Below are 18,335 nucleotides of genomic sequence, written 5' to 3'. Positions count from 1 at the left end.
TGCTTGATATAGCAGGGATTCCGGTAACTTTCACAACAAAGTTTCGATTGGGGTGTAGACTGCACCGACCGATTCGGCGACATCTTTATTCGTCAACTTGCCGTTGTGCACGTTGAATCCGGTCAGGATGGTCGGATTGTTTCTTGCCGCTTGGACTGCTCCCTGATCAGCCATCTCCAAAGCATAAGGCAAGGTCACATTTGTCAACGCAATCGTGGCAGTGCGTGCGACGGCACCAGGCATGTTCGGCACCGCATAATGCAGGACGCCGTATTTTTCATAGACTGGATTGTCGTGGGTGGTCGTGCGATCTTCGGTTTCGAAAATACCGCCTTGATCCACGGCGATGTCGACGATCACGGAACCCGGCTGCATGCTTTTCACCATTTCTTCGGTCACTAACGTAGGCGCTTTCCGGCCTGGGATCAGGACAGCCCCGATGACGACATCAGCATCCTTGATGGCATGGGCAATGTTCCACTCGTTCGACAGCAACGTAATGACCGCGTTTCCGTACAAATTTTCGATTTCCGTCAATATTTCCGGTCTGACGTCCAGGATCGTGCAATGGGCACCTAAACCCAACGCAATCTGCAGAGCATTGCGTCCGGCCACACCGCCACCGATGATGACGACTTTCCCATTCGCAACACCCGGAACGCCGCTCAACAGAATACCTTTACCGCCGTATGGTTTTTCCAGGAACTGCGCACCGATCTGGACGGAAAGACGGCCCGCTATGACACTCATCGGCGTCAGCAACGGCAAGTCCCCTTTCTTGCCGACCATCGTTTCGTAGCCGATTGCGGTCAGGCCCCCTTGCAGCATCGCCTCCGTCAACTCAGGTGCGGCAGCCAAATGCAAGTATGTGAACAGAATCAGGTCTTCGCGGAAGTATTTGTACTCCGATTCCAATGGTTCCTTCACCTTGATGACCATTTCCGCGGCCCAGACTTGGCCTGCGTCTGCCAACACTTTCGCTCCCGCCTTTTCGTATTGTCCGTCTTCGAATCCCGATCCGACACCGCATCCGGATTGGACCATTACCTGGTGGCCGTTCTGGACCAGCATCTGCACACCTGCCGGCACTACTCCCACGCGATTTTCGTTATTTTTGATTTCCTTCGGTACTCCAATGATCATTCTTTTTCTTCCTTTCCGATGAATGTATCCACTGCCAAAATGGCGGCGACGACTTGCTCAGCCGTTATGTTTTTGTTTAGATTTTTCATGGTGTTGCTCGGCGCCACTGCAAGCTTTCCGATTTCAAGGAGCTCTTCACGCGTGGCTCCGGTCAGATGCATCTCGGCCAAAGTCGTCGGCATCCCGATTGCGGCCAGGAAACGGCTATACCTTTTGAATTCTTCTTGCGGGCGCTCTTCAAGTATGAGTTGGACCAACAGGCAAAAGCCGACTATTTCCCCATGCGTCAAGCGATGGACCTCGCCTTTGATGGCCGTGAATCCGTTGTGGATGGCATGGGCGGCGGCCAAGCCACCATTTTCAAAACCCAGTCCCGACAGCAGCGTGTTCGCCTCGACGATCGCCTCGACAGCCGGCGTCACCAAGCCTTTTTGGACAGCAGCGAATGCGCTGAGTCCTTCACGGAATAAGGTTTCTTCGCACGCTTCCGCAATAGCGGTGCCGGCAATCGTTGGCAAACCGCCGGCCAAAGCATTCTCCCCGGAGATCTTTGTTGCCAACGCCTCTGCGCAGGTAGCCAAGGCATCCGCCATACCGCTTGCGAAGAATCGAATCGGCGCTTGAATAACGATCTGCGTATCCACGAGCACCAAATCAGGGTTCTTCGCATAGAACCGGTAATGATCGAACAACCCGTCCTCGGTATAGAGAACAGAGATGGCGCTGGTCGGTGCATCCGTGGAAACGGTGGTCGGGACAATCACGACCGGCAAATCGCAAGCCGCTGCGATGCCTTTCGCGACATCGATGATTTTGCCGCCGCCGAGACCGATGACCACATCCGCAGTGACATCGGCGACCGCGTCAGCCAAACGGACCATTTCATCAAGCGAGGCTTCGCCAGTGAAGGCTTCATAATGGTAAGGAAAACCCTCCAGCGCCCGTTCCACTTTTTCCTGGAGCAAGCCCCAAACGAAATCGTCCGTAAGCAGGAATGCCCTTTTCCCGTAGACAGCCGTTTCCTTCCCTAATATGTCTATAGCGCCTACTCCTTGAATATACCGGCTAGGCGACCGAAAAACACGATAAGCCATATGCGCGCCCCTTTTCCAATTGTGATTTAATTATCATATAATGATTTTACCACAATTACGCCCCGTTTTTTCTGGTCAAAAAAAAAATCCTTCGGAGCTTTTGGGCTTCCGAAGGATTCTGATTTTAACATATAGGAATTTATAAATTTTTTTCAACTCAGTAGTGCATCACCGTACGTGTTTCACAAGTTTGGAAAATGTTTCATGCATCTAAAATGATGTCCAGCTTCACGAGTTAGCCCTTCGGAAATTAGATAAATCTGTCCTATTGCGCTCTTCGATGCTCAGTCGGACAGATTTCCTAAATTTCTTTCAGGGCTGAACGAACCCGTTCAGCTTTTCTTGTGAATATTCTGACTGTTAAGCCTTGGCTGTATGCCTACTTTTAAGAAACTGCTACTCCCGATTCCGGTTCTTTGCCGGCTGCCGCTGGACTGATCTCCTTATCAGCTGAAATGTCTGCAGACAAGGTGTCATTGAGCGCGCCCAGTTTGCTGCCGATATTTTTATTTCCGATGAAAGACTCGATCAAAGCAGTCACATCCATCCCGGTCGTTTCTTTGAGGCCTTCCTGGGTAGCAGTGAGGACTTGACTGGCATAGTTGGCCACTTTTGCAGCCCCTTGACTGCCGTTGCCGCCATCGATTACCGTGATTCTGTCGATATTGGAGATCGGTTCCGCAGCAGCACGCACGATATCCGGATATTTTTCGATCAGCATCGTCAAGATGGCTGCTTCCCCGTATTGTTTCAACGCGTTCGCTAAAGCTTCCTTCGCTTTCGCTTCGGCTTCCCCGATCGCAAGGATGCTGGCAGATTCCGCCAAACCGTTCAGTTCCTTCTCTTTGGCCCTTGCTTCGGATTCCCAGATTGCTTTTTGTTTGTCGGCAGCCGCTTTGGTTTCGATGGCATACCGCTCTGCATCAGCTTTCTTACGCACTTCTGCGTCATATTGTTTTTCTCTCCGGATGATTTCTTTCTCTTCCAGTTCGATTTGTTTCACACGTTCCGTTATGTCAACGTTCATTTCTTTTTCTTTCAACAAGATGTCCAGCTGCGCTTTTTCCAGCGCATAAGCATTATCGGCTTTTGCTTTGGCTACGTCCTGCTCTTGACGGAATGCCGCCAGCTTCAATTCCTTCTGTTTATTCGATTCCGCAATCTGGGTCTCTCTCAAAATTTCGGCTTCCTTCGATTCTTGCTCCGCTTGGGCACGCTTGATGCGCGTCTCTTTATCGGCTTCAGCCTGAGCGATATGCGCATCCCGTTTGACCTGGGCGATCCGCGGTTGTCCCAGAGCATCCAGATAACCATTTTCATCCGTCACTTCCTTCACGGTGAAAGAGACGATGACCAAGCCCATCTTAGCCAAATCAACACTGGCGACTGCCTGGACTTCTTGCGAAAACTTATCGCGGTTCTTGTAGATTTCTTCGACCGTCATGGAACCCAGAATAGAGCGCAGATGGCCTTCCAAAACCTCGCGGGCTTCATTCTCCAGATCCTCTGTCGGCTTGCTTAAATACTGTTCGGCTGCTGTGGCTATTTCTTCCACTGTGGAACCGACCTTAATGATAACTGTTCCGTCAGCTGAGACAGGAACCCCTTCCTCCGTGTAGACAGCCGGCGTACTGACTTCCAATTTGCTCGACAAGAGCGATAGCTCCTTGGCTGTCTGAAATACCGGGATGACAAAAGTACCACCGCCGCGCACCACTTTCATCGTGTTGCCGGTCGCTTTGTCGATGTGCGTATTCTTGCTGCCAAGAAAACTCCCGCTGACGATCAGCGCCTTATCCGGCGAAGCCGTTTTGTAGCGCCCGATGAAAATGATCAAAGCAACCACCAATAAAACCACTAAAATACCGATACCCATAAACTGATCCAAAAAATTCGTCATTTATTTTCCACCTTTATATTTTTTTTGATTCCATTCAGTCGTTTTATCCACAGGGCTGTGGATAGCATTTCTGTAGGGCGTGACATAGGCGATGTTATCCCGGACTTCAATGATCAGTACCGTTTCTCCGCTGGCGATGTTCAGAATATCCGCGGTGTCGGAACAGGCATAGATGAGCGCCATTCTGTTCATTTTACCGAATCCGGTCGATACGATGATTTCACCGATCGTTTTCTGCCCGATCGGCACGGTCACCGTCGCTTCTTTGCCTTCCAAATCTTTTGAGCTGGTGATGGTGCTGTTTTCCGCGCGCTTCAATAAGGGCAGGACAAAGAAAATCTTGAAGGCGATGATGAAAGCTGAAACAACCAGAAAAGCCACTGCGAACGAGGCATTTGACCAACTATCCGATTTTTGCAGCGCATTGACGAGCAGACTCGCCGTCAAAATGCCCAGAAAAAAATCAGTGATATCGTAGAAGCCCACAGACAAAATATCATTGAGCGGGAATGTCAAGACAGTGCCGGCCACACCAATGATGAACAGCAATTCCAACGGCTCAATCGTTCGGAAAAGTGTAATCATATTTCGTCATCCTCCTTTCGATAAATTTTTTGTAACAAAAATGAGCCGCATTCATATTCATTATCGAACAAATGGAGTCTGAAGTAAAGCCAGAACCCTTCCGGGCTATTCAAATCCGGCCTTGTCGGCAATCAACAAAAGAGGCCCCGATACAGCGATCCGGCCTCTTTACATTTCCGTTCAAGGAAAACATGGCTTCCCCATTCGGATGAACTACTCTTCTGTTTTCTTACCTGACTTGTTGAAGTAAATCCCCGAAACATTAGCGATGGCCATAACTCCGATAGCAAGTCCGCCGTACAATAAAGTCGATTGGCTGACGGATGTTTCGGCGACGAGCGCATCAGGATTAACTGCGGCCCCTTCATCGTACAGCGCTTTGATTTCATCCGCCGGGAGGACGATGCCGTCCTGGATGTACAATTCATCGATCAGACCTTTGAACGGCTGATCCCAGTAGTTGACGGCCAAGCCGAATGATGCAGCTGAACCTTCAAAGATGTTCGGGAACGCCTCACCCGCGAACCATTCCTCGCCATTGGTATAGACGGCAACCTTTCCATCCGAAACGGTAAAGGCCACGTGGCTCCACGTATCAGCCGGGATGGTGGAACCGATCGGCGCATCATACCATTGCTGACCAGACCAGAGCATCGTCTGGTTGGCTGGACCTACAGGCGTCAGGCTGATCCAACTTTGCTCAGTGGCAGCCCCGAAGAAGGCCGTCGTGAACTGATTCAACTCAGCTGGATTGATCCAAAAAGCTACGGTATAGGCATTCTGGGTGATCAAGCCCTTTCCAAGCGACAGTCCGGATTTACCGTCGAACGAAGCAGCCTGCCCTTTGATACCCTCAACGAACGGCACAGCTCCGCCTGTGTTGTTGATCCGGTCCCCGGTCACTTGCGCATCGGTTTGATCGCCTGCCGCATTCTGATAGGTCTCATCAAAGGAATAATAAGCCGAAAGCTTGCCGGCTTCCTTCGGTTCGACTTGGATTTCGAAGCTGAGTTGCTCCGATTGCAGCTCGTTTTGGATAAGTGCCGTCAACGTCACGATCGCTGCCGGTTGGTCCGCTTCGGGACGTGTGACGACGCCTGTTTCCGAAATGACTGCAGGATCGGAGGAAGTCCATTGGATAGTGGTTCCGCCCGCAGCGGTAGTCGGCAACTCGATGTTCTTCACGACGGATTCCGGCATGGACGCAGAAAGTTCCGCTTTGATTTTCTCCATCTGCTGCGCGTCCGTTGTCGTACTCGTTTGACTTCCCCAGATGACCTGTCCGCTCTCGGACATGCCGCTGAAGGTCATGACCCACGCTTCTGTCGTCGGATCCCATTGGTTGATGAACACCCCGTCATAAGTGCCGTCAGCCAGTTTCAGCTCAACCCGATAATCATCATACAGCCGCCATGTGCCTGCCTGTGCCCCCGCAACCGTACCGTCAGCCTGCAACTGAATCAGTGTGGATTCCGTCAATTGGCCGGTGATCTGGTTGCCGTGGTTGACGAATTTGTAAGTGCCGGTGACCTCTTCTTGGGTCACTTCCGTTATCGTCTCGCCGGCATAGCGATAGGGTGTCGGAACCGGCCAGTCGTTGCTGTTCTTGAACGTCTGATGGACACGCACTTCATGCGTCTCGCCTTTGTTCGGGAAACGGGTATGGAATACGAGAAATTCCTTATCGGCTTTGGCATCGATGTAATAGGAATTGTGTCCCGCCGACAGATAGCCGACGCCGTCCCCGGTTCCGTCCTCACCCAATTCGCGGGTGAACAGGAAGTTCCCGATCAGTTTGTTGCCGATATCCTGATGGTCATTGACCCCGGGGAAATTGCCTACACCTTTGTCGAAGGTTTCGGGATAGACGGCTTCGCTTCCTGCTGCATCCACGTAAGGTCCTGTGATCGACTTCGAACGGAATTGTCGCATCTGGTAGCCGCCGTCAGACGCCAATCCACCATATGTCAAATAAAGATAATAATAGCCTGCTTTTTTGTCGTAGACGGCATAAGTCCCTTCAGAAGAACGCCCATACCCGGCGGCGATCTTGGTTCCGAAATAACGGTCGATCATTCGGCCGTCCTTAGTCACGCCGTCTTCGCCCGGGTAAAGCGGAATGCCCGTCTTTTTATCCAATTCAAGAATGAAGGTCCCGCCCGACCACGAACCATACGTCATCCACAGTTTCCCTTGCTTGTCGTACAGGACATTGGCATCGATGGCGTTCGTGTATTCCGCATTGTTGTAGACACCGTTTTCCGTGAACCACTCTGGATTAGGCTCTTCCAGTACGCCCTCTTCGATCAGCTCATCGATATTTGTGCTCTCCCATTGCTTGTTGACGTCACTGTTCGCATCATACGTTTCTTCCTCCGTGAATCCGGAATAGATGATCGTATCGACATATGTGTAGGGTCCTTCGATATTCTTGGACACAGCCAAGCCGATAGCCGAACGAATGTAAGTAGATGAAACGCTGTAGTACAGCATGTAGGCGCCTTTGCTGCCGTCCGCATTTCTGTACTGCTTGTTCCAGATGACATCCGGCGCCCAGACCGCATAGCCGCCTTTGCTGTCAGCATCATCTTCCCCGGCCCAAGCGAAGGATTCGGAAAGGTTTCCGCTCAGGTCACCGTAAATCGTGTTGTCCGTACTGGTGTAGCCGTTGGTGAAATTCTGCCAATTGATCAGATCCGGCGATTTCGCGGCTGCGATATGCGAACCGAATACGTAATACATCCCGGATTTCTGATCTTGGATGATGGAAGGATCGTGGACCGATGCATTCGAGAAAGTGATGGGCTCATCTGATTCTGCCGCGTGCACCTGTGACTTGGACTGGACCATTGCAGCCATGCTGATGGCCATACCGCAAAGCAACAACTTGGATATTCTTGACCTGGTAATGATAAAAAACACCTCCTTTATAATTGCAACCGCTAACATTTGATTCCGCACAAAATAGATGTACTTACAAATTAAGATATCATATTTAATTTGTTCGTACAACTATTATGGTGGTCGGAGGTTACTTTTTTATTTTGAGCAGGGTGGCGGGTTATTTTTCTTTCGTTTTGGCTGAAATAACCCGCCAACGGGCTTTTGGTCGTTTATTTTGCGTCATATTCGCCGAGATAAGCGGCCAACTGGTTTTTGGCGGGGTACTCCACTCACCTTTCGATACTAAAAACCCGCCAAAAGGGTTTGGCGGGTTTTTAGTATTCTTGCAGCCTTATACTCTTCCGGCTAACGACTCAATCACAGACTATTCCTCCGTTATTACTTTCAGATATTGGTCTCCCCAGTCGCAAATGGATTGGACGACCGGTGCCAATTCCTTGCCGATGTCGGTCAGGTGGTACTCGACTTTTGGGGGAACAACAGGATAGACCGTCCTGGCGATGATCAGGTCGCGCTCCAGTTCCCGCAGCTGACGGATCAGCATCCGTTGGTTGATGTCAGGAAGGATCTTGTTGAACTCGCTCAGCCGCAGCGTTCCGTTGTGCAGCAAGGACCAGATGATGGCAATTTTCCATCTCCCCCCCACAACAGATAACGCTAAATCTTTAGTGTTGTAAAATTCTTTCTCTTGGTATTGGATCATCAGGCAGCCTCTTTTCATAAAATTAATCATAGTGACAATTATGTCAGTATTCACACAACAGTCATTATATAGTATTCTTTAACAGAACGAAATACCATTTTTTAGAAAGAAGGAAATTAAATTATGAAAAGCAGAGCAGCTGTCGCTTTTGGACCAGGCAAACCGTTGGAAATCGTGGAAATAGATGTGGCAGAGCCAAAAGCCAAAGAAGTATTGGTGAAGATTCTTTACACTTCCGTCTGTCATACCGATGCGTTCACTTTGTCGGGTGAAGATCCGGAAGGTGTTTTCCCTGCCGTGTTGGGCCATGAGGGTGCCGGTGTGGTCGTTGCCGTGGGTGATGAAGTCACTTCCGTGAAGCCCGGGGACCATGTCATTCCTCTTTACACGCCGGAATGTGGGGAATGCGAATTCTGTCTGTCCGGCAAAACAAATCTGTGTTCAGCCGTCCGCGAAACCCAAGGCAAGGGCTTGATGCCGGATGGAACGACCCGTTTCTCTTACAACGGAGAGCCGATTTATCACTATATGGGGACAAGCACTTTCAGTGAATACACCGTTGTGAATGAAATCAACCTAGTCAACATCGATAAAGAGGCGCCATTGGATAAAGTTGCTTTGTTCGGTTGCGGCGTGACGACCGGCCTCGGGGCTGTCGAAAACACGGCAAAAGTCGAAGAAGGCGCAGTGACTGCAGTCTTCGGACTTGGAGCAATCGGACTGGCTGTTATCCAAGGTTTGAAAAAAGCCAAAGCCAAGCGCATCATCGCTATTGATATGAATCCCGACAAATGGGAACTGGCCAAAAAAATGGGCGCCACTGATTTCGTCAACCCAAGCGAACATGATCGTCCGATCCAGGAAGTCCTGATCGAAATGACCAACGGCGGCGTGGATTACAGTTTTGAATGCATCGGAAATGTCGAAGTCATGAAAGCCGCTTTGGAAGCTTGCCACAAAGGCTGGGGCGAAAGCATCATCATCGGTGTCGCGGGAGCCGGCAAAGAGATCCATACCCGTCCGTTCCAATTGGTGACAGGACGCGTCTGGAGAGGTTCTGCATTCGGCGGTGTCAAAGGCCGCACGGAACTGCCCGGAATGGTTGAGGATTTCATGAACGGCGAAATCGACTTGGACAGCTTCATCACGCATCACCTGAATTTCACCGACATCAATGAAGCCTTCGACCTGTTGCACAAAGGCGAGTCGATCCGCACGATTTTGACCTATGGAGAATAAGGACATGACAACAACTCTGATCGAAACGCATAAAGCGTTCGAGGGCGAACAAAGAAAATACCGCCACTATTCTGAAACACTGGATTGCGATATGGTTTTCAGTCTATTCCTGCCCCAACAAACGGACAATAAGCCGACAGATTTAATCTGGTGGCTTTCAGGCTTGACGTGCACCGACGACAACTTCAGCCAAAAAGGCGCCTTCCAAAAATACGCAAACCAGCACCACATGGCGGTCGTCATGCCCGACACCTCCCCACGCGGAACGGCTGTGGCGGATGATGAAGGTTGGGACTTAGGCCAAGGCGCCGGTTTCTATCTGAATGCCACCCAGGAACCGTGGGCAAAAAACTATCGGATGTATGCTTATTTGACGGAAGAATTGCCTCAACTTGTCTATGCTCTGATTCCAAATTTTTCAGGAAAAGAGAGCATCATGGGACACTCGATGGGTGGCCACGGCGCGTTGGTCATCGGCTTGAAGAATCCGGAACGCTTCCGCTCCATTTCGGCATTTGCACCGATCCTGAATCCGTCACAGGTTCCCTGGGGCCAAAAAGCCTTCACCGCCTACCTGGGGACTGATGAAACAAATTGGGCGGAGTGGGACGCGACCAGCTTGATCGCGGAAAGCCCTGCAGCTCCGCCCATCCTTATTTCGCAAGGGACAGCTGACAATTTTTATGATGTCCAACTGAACGAGGAAGCCTTCCTGCAAGCCGCTGAAGGCAAGAAAGTGCGCTACGAAAAAATGGACGGTTACGATCACAGTTACTTTACGATCGCTACCTTCATCGAAGACCATCTGCAATTCCATAAAGACTGTTTGAAGTAGAAAGCAGCAACCATAAGCACACAAAAAGCCGATAAGGTCACGGATATTCCGTTTCCTTATCGGCTTTTTTACCGAGCTTTTGTCAAACACCCAGGCAACTATTTTTTCTTCTGGATCCATTTCTTAGATGGCTTAGACGGTTTAGATGAAGGCGGTTTGATTAGATTTTTCTTCAGCCAGTTGAAATAGTACATATCCGGCACGACCGCAAAGTCGGTCATTACATTGGAAATCGCGATGTAGAGTTCTTCTTCGCTGTCCGCAAGATAATCAACAGCATCGATTGCTTCCACCATGCTCTCCAGATCAAACTCCCGCCGGCCAAAAACTTTTTTGCAGCTTTTGTTTTCTTTCTGTAGATCTTTGTAATAGCGTTTCGCGCTCAACTCGTCATCGTATTTCAATGAAAGCAGAATCAGCGGCAACAGCATCTGAGCGGATGCTTCAGGGAAGCGCTGGTAAAGCTCTTTGGCTTTTTCCATTTGTTCCAACTGACAGTAGATACCCATCAGAATGTAGCGGATCCCCATATTGTCAGCTTCGTTCAACCGCAAAATATCTTCATACTCCCTCACGGAAGCCGTCAACATCCGGCGTTTCTGCAATTCATCCGCATACAGCGCCTTGATGCGCAAGTATGTCCTGGTTTCGACGATTCCCCAATAGTTTCCGATGGACTCCTCATCATCCAGACCGCGCTTTTGCATCACTGCCTTTCCGAGTGTCTCCAGTTTCTTGAGTTCATGAATGAATTCGAGTGATTCAGGATCCAGTTTAAATAGCCGGGCTTCCAAATTATCCGGATCCAACTTCAAGGCACGCTCCAAAATCGCTGCGTATTCGCGTTCGGAAGCCGCGAACTCCAGCTTCTCCAGCTCTTCAGTCGCTTTTTCCTCGTTTGTCATTTCTCCGATTACGAACGTTTCGCCCTTGGCACTGGCCTCGTTGGAAAGCTTCGTGAATGCTTCAACTGCTTCATCCACAGAGTCGTAATCCTCGACGTGATTCAAAATGAATTTGTTCAACTGTTTCAATACTTTTTCCGTTTCTTTCATGCAATACATCCTCCCCAATTGCAGTTTGCTAAGTATATTATACCCGATTTTTGACGGCTTGCGTTAAGGAGAAGATGCTTCCAGCTGAAAAGTTTTACTCAGTACGGCACTCTGTTCGACGATCGCCATGATGACGTCGACGGATTTCGCCATCGTTTCCAGCGTAACGAATTCGTATTTGCCGTGGCCGTTTTCGGTTCCGGAGAACAGGTTCGGGGTCGGCAAGCCTTTGTGAGAGATGATGCAGCCGTCCGTCCCGCCGCGCATCGGCTTGAATACCGGCGTGATACCGCAGGATTCATACGCCTGCACCGCCAAGTCGATGACAATCGGATGCTGTTCGATGATATCGCGCATGTTGTAGTATTGATCAAACAACGTCAAGGAAATACGCGGTTCGACAAACTGGGAGTTGAACGCCGCCACCTGTTCGGTGAAGAAACGCTTGCGGGCAGCGAAGCTTTCCCGGTCATGATCGCGGATGTAGTAGGTCTGCTTGACTTCATCGATGGTCCCGCTCTGGCTAGTCAGCAAGTAGTAGCCTTCGTAGCCGCTGGTGCGTTCCGGAGTCTCCTCTTGAGGCAAAGCCGTCGCAAATTGACTGGCGACCAGCAAAGCGTTGACCATCGTATCCTTTGCGGAACCGGGATGGACGCTCGTGCCGCGGATGGTGAGTTCCGCTTGGGCTGCATTGAAATTGTCGTAAGTCAGATTTCCGATCGGTCCGCCATCGATCGTGTAGGCGAAGTCGGCCGCGAAACGGTCCACATCGAACAGTTTCGCCCCGCGAGCCCCAAGTTCTTCATCGGGTCCGAAAGCAAGACGGATCTTCCCGTGCTTCCGTTCCGGATGCGCGATGAATTGCTCGCAGGCGGTCACGATCGAGGCAATGCCGGCTTTGTCGTCGGCGCCCAACAGGGTCGTGCCGTCCGTAGTGATGACCGTCTCCCCGATATAGTTCCGCAAGCGCGGGAATTCCTTCGGCGAGAGGATGATTTTTTCAGCCTCGTTCAAGACGATATCGCCGCCATCATAAGCACAATGGACCTGTGGATGGATATTGACTGAGTTGAAATCAGCCGTGTCCAGATGCGCAATGAAACCGATGACCGGCACTGCTTCTGCCGTATTGCTTGGCAGGGTCGCGGTCAGAAAGCCATTCGTTTCATTATATTCGACCTCCTCCAGACCGATTCTGATCAGTTCCTTTGCCAACTCCAAGGCAAATGTCACCTGGTTATGCGTTGACGGCACCGTGTAGCTGCTGTCATCCGAACGCGTGTCGACCTTTGCGTATGCGATGAATCTTTCCAATAAATTTTCGTACATATACCTCATCCGCCTTTCTTTGACGCTTTTCATATCAATATAAGGAAATATCCGACTAACGGTCGCCTTCTGAAGGCAAGTCCGTTAAGCGGATATTTTCTCAAGTGCTTGTTTTCAGTCTATTGTCCGTTTACTCTTCCACGTAAGCCGTTCGGAAATACATCGCTGCGCCCACTGGTTGGATCTGCACATCCTTCAAGGACGGATCGACCAAGTTGGCGTTGGCGCCTTGATAGATCGGCGCATTCACGGCGTTCTCGGCAATCAAGGTTTCTTCCGCCGCCAATAGTGTTTCCCAACGTTGTTCCGCATCGTTCGCATACGTGCTTCTGGTGTCGTCCAACAAGGCATCGTAACCTTCATCCGCAAAGCGCGAACTGTTCAGGCCGCTTGTGGATTCATACATCTCCAGAAAGGCAATCGGATCGGCGTAACTCGGGGTATACGTTCCGTAGGCGATGTCGTAATCACCGTTCGTGGTCGATTCCATCCGGCTCTTCAATGGTACATTGCGGATCGTGATCGTCAAACCGGGCAAGTTCTGTTGCCATTGTGATTGCAGAAATTCGGCAGTCGTCTTGGAAGTTTCGGTATCGGAAGTCAGCAATTCGATCGACAATGTTTCGATTCCGAGCTCTTCCTTCGCGGTTTCCCACTCGGCCTGTGCCGTTTCCAGATCGTAGACTGCCAAATCGCCGCTCTCTTCGCGGAAATCTTCATCGGTTTCAGGATTGTACGCGTAATTGGAAGGCACAAAACCATTCGAAGGCACGGAACCGTCATTCAAAACGGTATCCACATACGCTTCCTTGTCGAACGAAGTAGAAAGAGCTTTCCGCAGATGGACATTGGCTGTGCTCGTGCGGCCTTGGTTAAACCAGACATAGCCGGACAGAGCTTTCGGTTCCGTCACCAAAGCGTCGGATCCTGCATATTGTTCAATGTAAGGATTGCTGATCTGCGTCAACTGGACTTCACCGGATTCGAACAAGTTGATGTTCGTGGCGATTTCTTTGCTGACTTCCCAGTTGATCTGATCCAATTTGACGTTTTCCGCGTCCCAATAAGCTTCGTTTGGAACCATCGACCAGTTCAGATCCGTGCCTTCCCAACCTTCCACGACGAAAGGTCCATTGTACACCGTGTTTTCACTGTTCGTTCCGTAGGCGCTGCCCAACTCGCTCGCCACTTGATGGTTCTGCGGCAAGTAGGAAGACGTCCCCAACAAATCCTTGAAATAAGCGGTCGGATTGCCCAAAGTGAACTTCACGGTCTTTTTATCGACCGCTTCGACTCCCAGTTCCGCTTTGTCCAACTCCCCGTTGTTGATCGCTTCGGCGTTCTTCAACGGGTACAGTTTATTGATGTTCGGGGAAGCCGTCGCCGGATCGACGATTTTTTGGTAGGTATAGACGAAATCCTGCGCGGTCACCGGATCACCGTTCGACCAGTTCGCATCTTCCCTGATCTTGAAAGTATATTCCAGTCCGTCTTCGCTGACGACAGGCTCTTCGGCGGCGATACCCAATTCAAACGCGCCATCGTCACCGACGCGATAAAGACCTTCATTTGCGTTCTCAAGCACCACCAAGCTGGAGTTATCTGCTGAGATGGCGTTGTCCAAGGAAGCCAATTCCCCCGTATTCGTGATAGTGATGACTTGCTCCGCGGCGGTATTTGTTGACGAAGTCTCGGTTCCTTCGCTGCTTTGTGTGTTTGCGGCGTCGCTGGTCGAACAGCCTGTCAACACCAAACTGATCGCTAGCGCTGATGTGATGATCCATTTATCTTTTAACATACTGTTCCTCCTGACGATTTTCAAACTTTTTATTCCTATATTGGAATTCATTTCTTTGATATGTATGTACAAGTAGCTTACCATCACAGGATGCTTTAGGATAATTCCGATTTCCGAACAACTGTGATAGGCAACGCCGATACTTCCAATAACCACAAAAAGCTCGCCCCCGTTGCGAACGGTAGGACGAGCTAAATAAGGGAGCTGCCAGTTAGATCAAGCGCGGGCCAAAATCCGCTGCAGGAACCCTCTGGTGCGGGCTTCTTTCGGATTGCCGAAAATAGCTTCAGGGGCGCCTTCCTCCACAATGACCCCCTGATCCATGAAGATGACGCGGTTGGCCACTTCCTTGGCGAAGGTCATTTCATGCGTGACAATGACCATAGTGGTGCCTTCCTCCGCCAGTTTGCGGATCACTTGCAGCACTTCGCCCACAAGTTCCGGATCCAAAGCCGAAGTGGGCTCGTCGAACAGGATGACGTCCGGGTTGACCGCGAGGGCGCGGGCGATGCCCACCCGTTGCTGTTGGCCTCCGGATAGTTGCGAAGGATAGTAGGCCAAGCGGTCGCTCAGCCCGACCTTTTCCAAGGCGCGGATAGCCGCTTCGATGGCTTCCTTTTTGGGAACTTTGCGTCCGACGATCAGGCCTTCAGTGACGTTATCCAATACCGTCTTGTTGTCGAACAGGCCGTAATTCTGGAAAACGAATGCAGATTTTTTCCGCACCGCATTGATGTCCTTCTTGCTTGCTTTCGAAAATTCGGTCTGAATCTCATCGAAATGCAGCGAACCCTCGTCGGCGCGCTCCAGGAAGTTGATGCAGCGCAGCAAGGTCGTCTTACCCGAACCGCTTGGACCCAGGATCACGACGATATCGCCCTTTTCAACGGCGATGTCCACACCTTTCAAGACTTCCAGTTCACCGAATTTCTTATGAATATTCCTCAATTCCAGCATGGTATCGCTCCTTTCGCGCATCTACAAAATACTCCGGTTGGTTTTCTGATTTTACGGCAATGTTACGCCCGCGTTTGTAGCGGGATAAGCGCTGCTCCAACAATTGGAAAAACACCTGAACGAGTGAACAGAGCACAATGTACACAATGAAAATCACAAGGTACGACTCCAGATAATTGTAGCCGAATGCCGCTTCCGTCTTGGCGATGGCCGTGATATCCTGGACCGACATCAGAAAGGCCAGCGAGGTCGATTTCAGCAGATTGACGGTGCTGTTGCACAAGTTCGGCGTTGCCGCCACCAATGCTTGTGGAATCACGATGCGACGGTAGGCCTGGATCGGCAGCAGGCCGATCGAAAGGGCCGCCTCCAGCTGACGTTTGTCGACCGTTTCGAGGGCCGAACGGAAGACTTCGGACAGGATTGCGATCGTATTCAGCGTAAAGACGATATAGGCGTAGTAGATCGGATTGATGCCGAAAACGTCGAAATCGATTCCCCTGCTTTTCACGAACACATTCAACAGGCTCGGGAAGATGCTGTACATCACCAGAATCTGAACGATCAAAGGGGTTCCTCTGATGAAGGACACATAAACTTGGGAAACACGGGCCAGTACTTTGAGATTGCGCTGTCTTGCCACTGCGATCAGGAAAGCGAACGGCAACGCGAGCAGCAAGGGGATAAAGGTCAAGCGCAGTGTTGTCGGGATGCCCTTCAACACAAGGATCAGAATTTCCTGCACATAGGCTAAATCAATGGTCATGCGTCTTGCTCCTTTCTCTTAGGCCGCGCGCAGCGGTTGTTTTCCTGCTGATAGTTTGTCTTCCGCCAACTTGAACGCTTTTTCGATCGCCAGCGTCAATAGCCAATAGATGCCCGCCAAGGCGATGTAGGTCTCGATCGAATATCCGCCGAGATTGCGCGCGATGATCAGCTGGCCTTTGCCCATAATGTCGACGATGCCGATGGTGTAGGCCAAAGCTCCCTCCTTCATCAACAGGATGAACGAATTTCCGAGGTTCGGCAACGCACTCACGAGCGCTTGGGGCAAAACGATTCTTCTGAACGCTTGCGCTTCCGTAAGGCCGATGCTGAGGGCAGCCTCACGTTGCACTTTAGCGACCGCCAAGTAAGCCGAACGCATGATTTCCGAGCAAGGTGCGGAGAACAGGAGCGACAGGGCGATGACGACAAAGTAGAGGCGGTTCCAGCTATTGATGTCGATGCCGAAGACACCCAACAGCACCTCCGGCAAGCCGTAAAAGACCAAGAACATCATGACGATCGAAGGCGTGCAGCGGATGATCCAGATATAGCTATGGACGATTGCCCGCAGCCATTTTGGACCGCGGAGTCTTGCCCAGGTCGCCAAAAATCCCAGGATGCCTCCGATCACGATCGTTCCGATCAAAAATTGCAACGTCACGCCAAGACCGGACAGAATGTCCGGCACTGCCTTCCAAATATAAGTGATGTCGAATGGACGATTCATCTTTTTGCCTCCCTTTGTAGCTTCAGCTGTTGTGTTCCGTTCTCCGGCAGCAGCGCGAATCTTATTCCTTCACGTATTGGAATGTGTTTTCGCCAAGAAATTCGATCATCAAATCATCGATTGTTCCGTCTTCTTGCAATTGCAGGAAGGCTTCGTCGTATGCGTCGGCCAACGCTTGTTGGTCCTTGTTGAACAACGGCCATGTCGGCAGCGCTTCATAGACGAAGTAGGAAAAATCATCCTTGTATTGGCTGTACGGTGCGCCTTCTGCCAGCACGTTCACTTCATAAGCGGTCTTGACGGCGAAGTAGCCGTCATAGCGGCCTTCCAACAACCAGGTGTAGGCATCCGCGATTTCGAATACGTCTGCCGCAGTCAACTCGATCGGCGTATCCGGGTGCTCTTCATTGAATGCTTGGATCACATTGTACTGGGCGTTGTTCGGCGAAATCGGCACTAGGCTCTTGCCGGCAGCCGCGAATGTTTCCAAGTCCGTGATTTCAGCCGCATCTTCCGAACGGATCAGCACGCCGATACTGCTGGCGCCGATGTAATGTTCAGGGAAAATGAATTTCTGTGCGCGCTCCTCGGTGTACCAAGCGCCTTTCGTTCCGACAGCATACTTGCCGGATTCGATCCCGATCAGCAGATCCTCGTCGGAAGTCGGCACATATTCGAATTCATACTGCGGCAATAACTCGTCGATGGCCTTCAGCACGCTGACTTCATAGCCGGTCGATTCGCCGTTCTCATCGACATAATTCATCGGTGCGGAACTTTGTGTATGCGCGACTTTCACCGTAGTCACTTCCACCGCCTCAGCTGCAGAACCGCTCGTTGCTTCGCTTGAAGTTTCCGCTCCGATCTGGCCGCAGCCAGCCAAAAATGCCGCCCCCAATAAACTTACTGTCGTCACTAATCTTTTTCGCTTCATATATTTACTCCTCCTGTATGTTTCGTACTGTCAAAGTTTAGCTCTGCCAGACGTTCAATTTTGTATTTTTTCGTTGATTTAACGGGGTTAACGACAAAAACAACTTGCCACCCCCCAATTTTTGGTTAATAGTGATGGTAACTACACCGCACTATTTCCCCAAAAGAAAGGAAGATGACAAGTTGCTACCTCTATTATTAACCTATTTAGTTGATATTATCAAGCGTCAACGAATGATTATTCTTGCGTTGATGAAGTTAGTACTCCTGTTGACGCGAAACTCCCGCATGCCTCAGTTAACTGCTCCGGACAATTTAAATTACCAGAAGCTAAAGATCGATGAACTGCCCTTGATCGAAAAAGT

General features: G+C 50.6%; 16 protein-coding genes. 3 read left to right on the top strand and 13 right to left on the bottom strand.

Annotation, left to right across the window (positions count from 1 at the left end):
• Window positions 1-30 precede the first annotated feature (30 nt).
• From ald to BMZ71_RS09925, 6 genes are all read right to left on the bottom strand, one after another.
• Entirely contained in the window at window positions 31-1,143 is a 1,113-nt protein-coding gene (ald, locus tag BMZ71_RS09950) for an alanine dehydrogenase (RefSeq protein WP_086990025.1), read from the bottom strand.
• A complete protein-coding gene (locus BMZ71_RS09945; RefSeq protein WP_086990028.1) occupies window positions 1,140-2,237 on the bottom strand; it encodes a glycerol dehydrogenase in 1,098 nt (365 codons plus the stop codon). The genes ald and BMZ71_RS09945 overlap by 4 nt, the downstream gene beginning before the upstream one ends.
• Before the next feature lie 385 nt (window positions 2,238-2,622).
• Window positions 2,623-4,137, bottom strand: coding sequence for a flotillin family protein (locus BMZ71_RS09940; RefSeq protein WP_086990031.1), 1,515 nt, complete (start codon window positions 4,135-4,137; stop codon window positions 2,623-2,625).
• A complete protein-coding gene (locus BMZ71_RS09935; RefSeq protein WP_086990034.1) occupies window positions 4,138-4,722 on the bottom strand; it encodes an NfeD family protein in 585 nt (194 codons plus the stop codon). It abuts the gene before it with no gap.
• Window positions 4,723-4,935: 213 nt separating this feature from the next.
• The gene (locus BMZ71_RS09930) at window positions 4,936-7,608 is read right to left on the bottom strand and encodes a lipocalin-like domain-containing protein (protein WP_218142799.1); all 2,673 of its coding nucleotides are present in this window, start codon (window positions 7,606-7,608) and stop codon (window positions 4,936-4,938) included.
• Window positions 7,609-7,990: 382 nt separating this feature from the next.
• Window positions 7,991-8,329: a winged helix-turn-helix transcriptional regulator gene (locus BMZ71_RS09925; RefSeq protein WP_083546523.1), complete on the bottom strand. Its 339-nt coding sequence runs from the start codon at window positions 8,327-8,329 to the stop codon at window positions 7,991-7,993.
• Between the two features lie 123 nt (window positions 8,330-8,452).
• Here BMZ71_RS09925 and BMZ71_RS09920 point away from each other — a divergent pair, with 123 nt between their 5' ends.
• Both BMZ71_RS09920 and fghA read left to right on the top strand, forming a co-directional pair.
• On the top strand, window positions 8,453-9,568 hold the full coding sequence (locus BMZ71_RS09920; protein ID WP_068561550.1) for an S-(hydroxymethyl)glutathione dehydrogenase/class III alcohol dehydrogenase: 1,116 nt from the start codon (window positions 8,453-8,455) through the stop codon (window positions 9,566-9,568).
• Window positions 9,569-9,572: 4 nt separating this feature from the next.
• Window positions 9,573-10,403 carry an S-formylglutathione hydrolase gene (gene fghA / locus BMZ71_RS09915; protein ID WP_086990037.1) on the top strand — a complete coding sequence of 277 codons (831 nt, stop codon included), beginning with the start codon at window positions 9,573-9,575 and terminating at the stop codon, window positions 10,401-10,403.
• A gap of 98 nt (window positions 10,404-10,501) precedes the next feature.
• On the opposite strand, the gene BMZ71_RS09910 is transcribed toward fghA, so the two are convergent.
• From BMZ71_RS09910 to BMZ71_RS09880, 7 genes are all read right to left on the bottom strand, one after another.
• Entirely contained in the window at window positions 10,502-11,458 is a 957-nt protein-coding gene (locus BMZ71_RS09910) for a hypothetical protein (protein ID WP_086990040.1), read from the bottom strand.
• Window positions 11,459-11,521: 63 nt separating this feature from the next.
• Window positions 11,522-12,787 (bottom strand): peptidase T, encoded by a 1,266-nt coding sequence (gene pepT, locus BMZ71_RS09905; protein WP_086990043.1) that lies wholly within the window; start codon window positions 12,785-12,787, stop codon window positions 11,522-11,524.
• A gap of 130 nt (window positions 12,788-12,917) precedes the next feature.
• Window positions 12,918-14,585 carry a peptide ABC transporter substrate-binding protein gene (locus BMZ71_RS09900; protein ID WP_086990046.1) on the bottom strand — a complete coding sequence of 556 codons (1,668 nt, stop codon included), beginning with the start codon at window positions 14,583-14,585 and terminating at the stop codon, window positions 12,918-12,920.
• 216 nt (window positions 14,586-14,801) lie between these two features.
• Window positions 14,802-15,542, bottom strand: a complete 741-nt coding sequence (locus BMZ71_RS09895) for an amino acid ABC transporter ATP-binding protein (RefSeq protein ID WP_086990048.1) — start codon at window positions 15,540-15,542, stop codon at window positions 14,802-14,804.
• Window positions 15,517-16,302 (bottom strand): amino acid ABC transporter permease, encoded by a 786-nt coding sequence (locus BMZ71_RS09890; protein WP_370684643.1) that lies wholly within the window; start codon window positions 16,300-16,302, stop codon window positions 15,517-15,519. Before BMZ71_RS09890 ends, BMZ71_RS09895 begins: the two co-directional genes overlap by 26 nt.
• A gap of 24 nt (window positions 16,303-16,326) precedes the next feature.
• Window positions 16,327-17,037, bottom strand: a complete 711-nt coding sequence (locus BMZ71_RS09885) for an amino acid ABC transporter permease (RefSeq protein WP_086990053.1) — start codon at window positions 17,035-17,037, stop codon at window positions 16,327-16,329.
• Window positions 17,038-17,098: 61 nt separating this feature from the next.
• Complete coding sequence (locus BMZ71_RS09880; RefSeq protein WP_086990056.1) at window positions 17,099-17,971, bottom strand: transporter substrate-binding domain-containing protein; 873 nt, start codon at window positions 17,969-17,971, stop codon at window positions 17,099-17,101.
• A gap of 134 nt (window positions 17,972-18,105) precedes the next feature.
• Between BMZ71_RS09880 and BMZ71_RS15100 the strand changes: the two genes are divergently transcribed.
• The coding region (locus BMZ71_RS15100; RefSeq protein ID WP_425445172.1) for a hypothetical protein at window positions 18,106-18,335 on the top strand (230 nt) is incomplete at its 3' end.

Origin of the sequence: Trichococcus flocculiformis, from assembly GCF_900113645.1 — a bacterium.
GTDB classification, from domain to species: Bacteria; Bacillota; Bacilli; order Lactobacillales; family Aerococcaceae; genus Trichococcus; species Trichococcus flocculiformis.
The sequence above is the reverse complement of the archived record's forward strand: the minus strand, read 5'-3'. Positions and strand labels throughout refer to the sequence as shown.

What these genes read in the sequence shown, in the direction of transcription:
- ald (WP_086990025.1), bottom strand. Translation starts at nt 1,143, where the DNA reads ATGATCATTGGAGTACCGAAGGAAATCAAAAATAACGAAAATCGCGTG.
- BMZ71_RS09945 (WP_086990028.1), bottom strand. Translation starts at nt 2,237, where the DNA reads ATGGCTTATCGTGTTTTTCGGTCGCCTAGCCGGTATATTCAAGGAGTA.
- BMZ71_RS09940 (WP_086990031.1), bottom strand. Translation starts at nt 4,137, where the DNA reads ATGACGAATTTTTTGGATCAGTTTATGGGTATCGGTATTTTAGTGGTT.
- BMZ71_RS09935 (WP_086990034.1), bottom strand. Translation starts at nt 4,722, where the DNA reads ATGATTACACTTTTCCGAACGATTGAGCCGTTGGAATTGCTGTTCATC.
- BMZ71_RS09925 (WP_083546523.1), bottom strand. Translation starts at nt 8,329, where the DNA reads ATGATCCAATACCAAGAGAAAGAATTTTACAACACTAAAGATTTAGCG.
- BMZ71_RS09920 (WP_068561550.1), top strand. Translation starts at nt 8,453, where the DNA reads ATGAAAAGCAGAGCAGCTGTCGCTTTTGGACCAGGCAAACCGTTGGAA.
- fghA (WP_086990037.1), top strand. Translation starts at nt 9,573, where the DNA reads ATGACAACAACTCTGATCGAAACGCATAAAGCGTTCGAGGGCGAACAA.
- BMZ71_RS09910 (WP_086990040.1), bottom strand. Translation starts at nt 11,458, where the DNA reads ATGAAAGAAACGGAAAAAGTATTGAAACAGTTGAACAAATTCATTTTG.
- pepT (WP_086990043.1), bottom strand. Translation starts at nt 12,787, where the DNA reads ATGTACGAAAATTTATTGGAAAGATTCATCGCATACGCAAAGGTCGAC.
- BMZ71_RS09900 (WP_086990046.1), bottom strand. Translation starts at nt 14,585, where the DNA reads ATGTTAAAAGATAAATGGATCATCACATCAGCGCTAGCGATCAGTTTG.
- BMZ71_RS09895 (WP_086990048.1), bottom strand. Translation starts at nt 15,542, where the DNA reads ATGCTGGAATTGAGGAATATTCATAAGAAATTCGGTGAACTGGAAGTC.
- BMZ71_RS09885 (WP_086990053.1), bottom strand. Translation starts at nt 17,037, where the DNA reads ATGAATCGTCCATTCGACATCACTTATATTTGGAAGGCAGTGCCGGAC.
- BMZ71_RS09880 (WP_086990056.1), bottom strand. Translation starts at nt 17,971, where the DNA reads ATGAAGCGAAAAAGATTAGTGACGACAGTAAGTTTATTGGGGGCGGCA.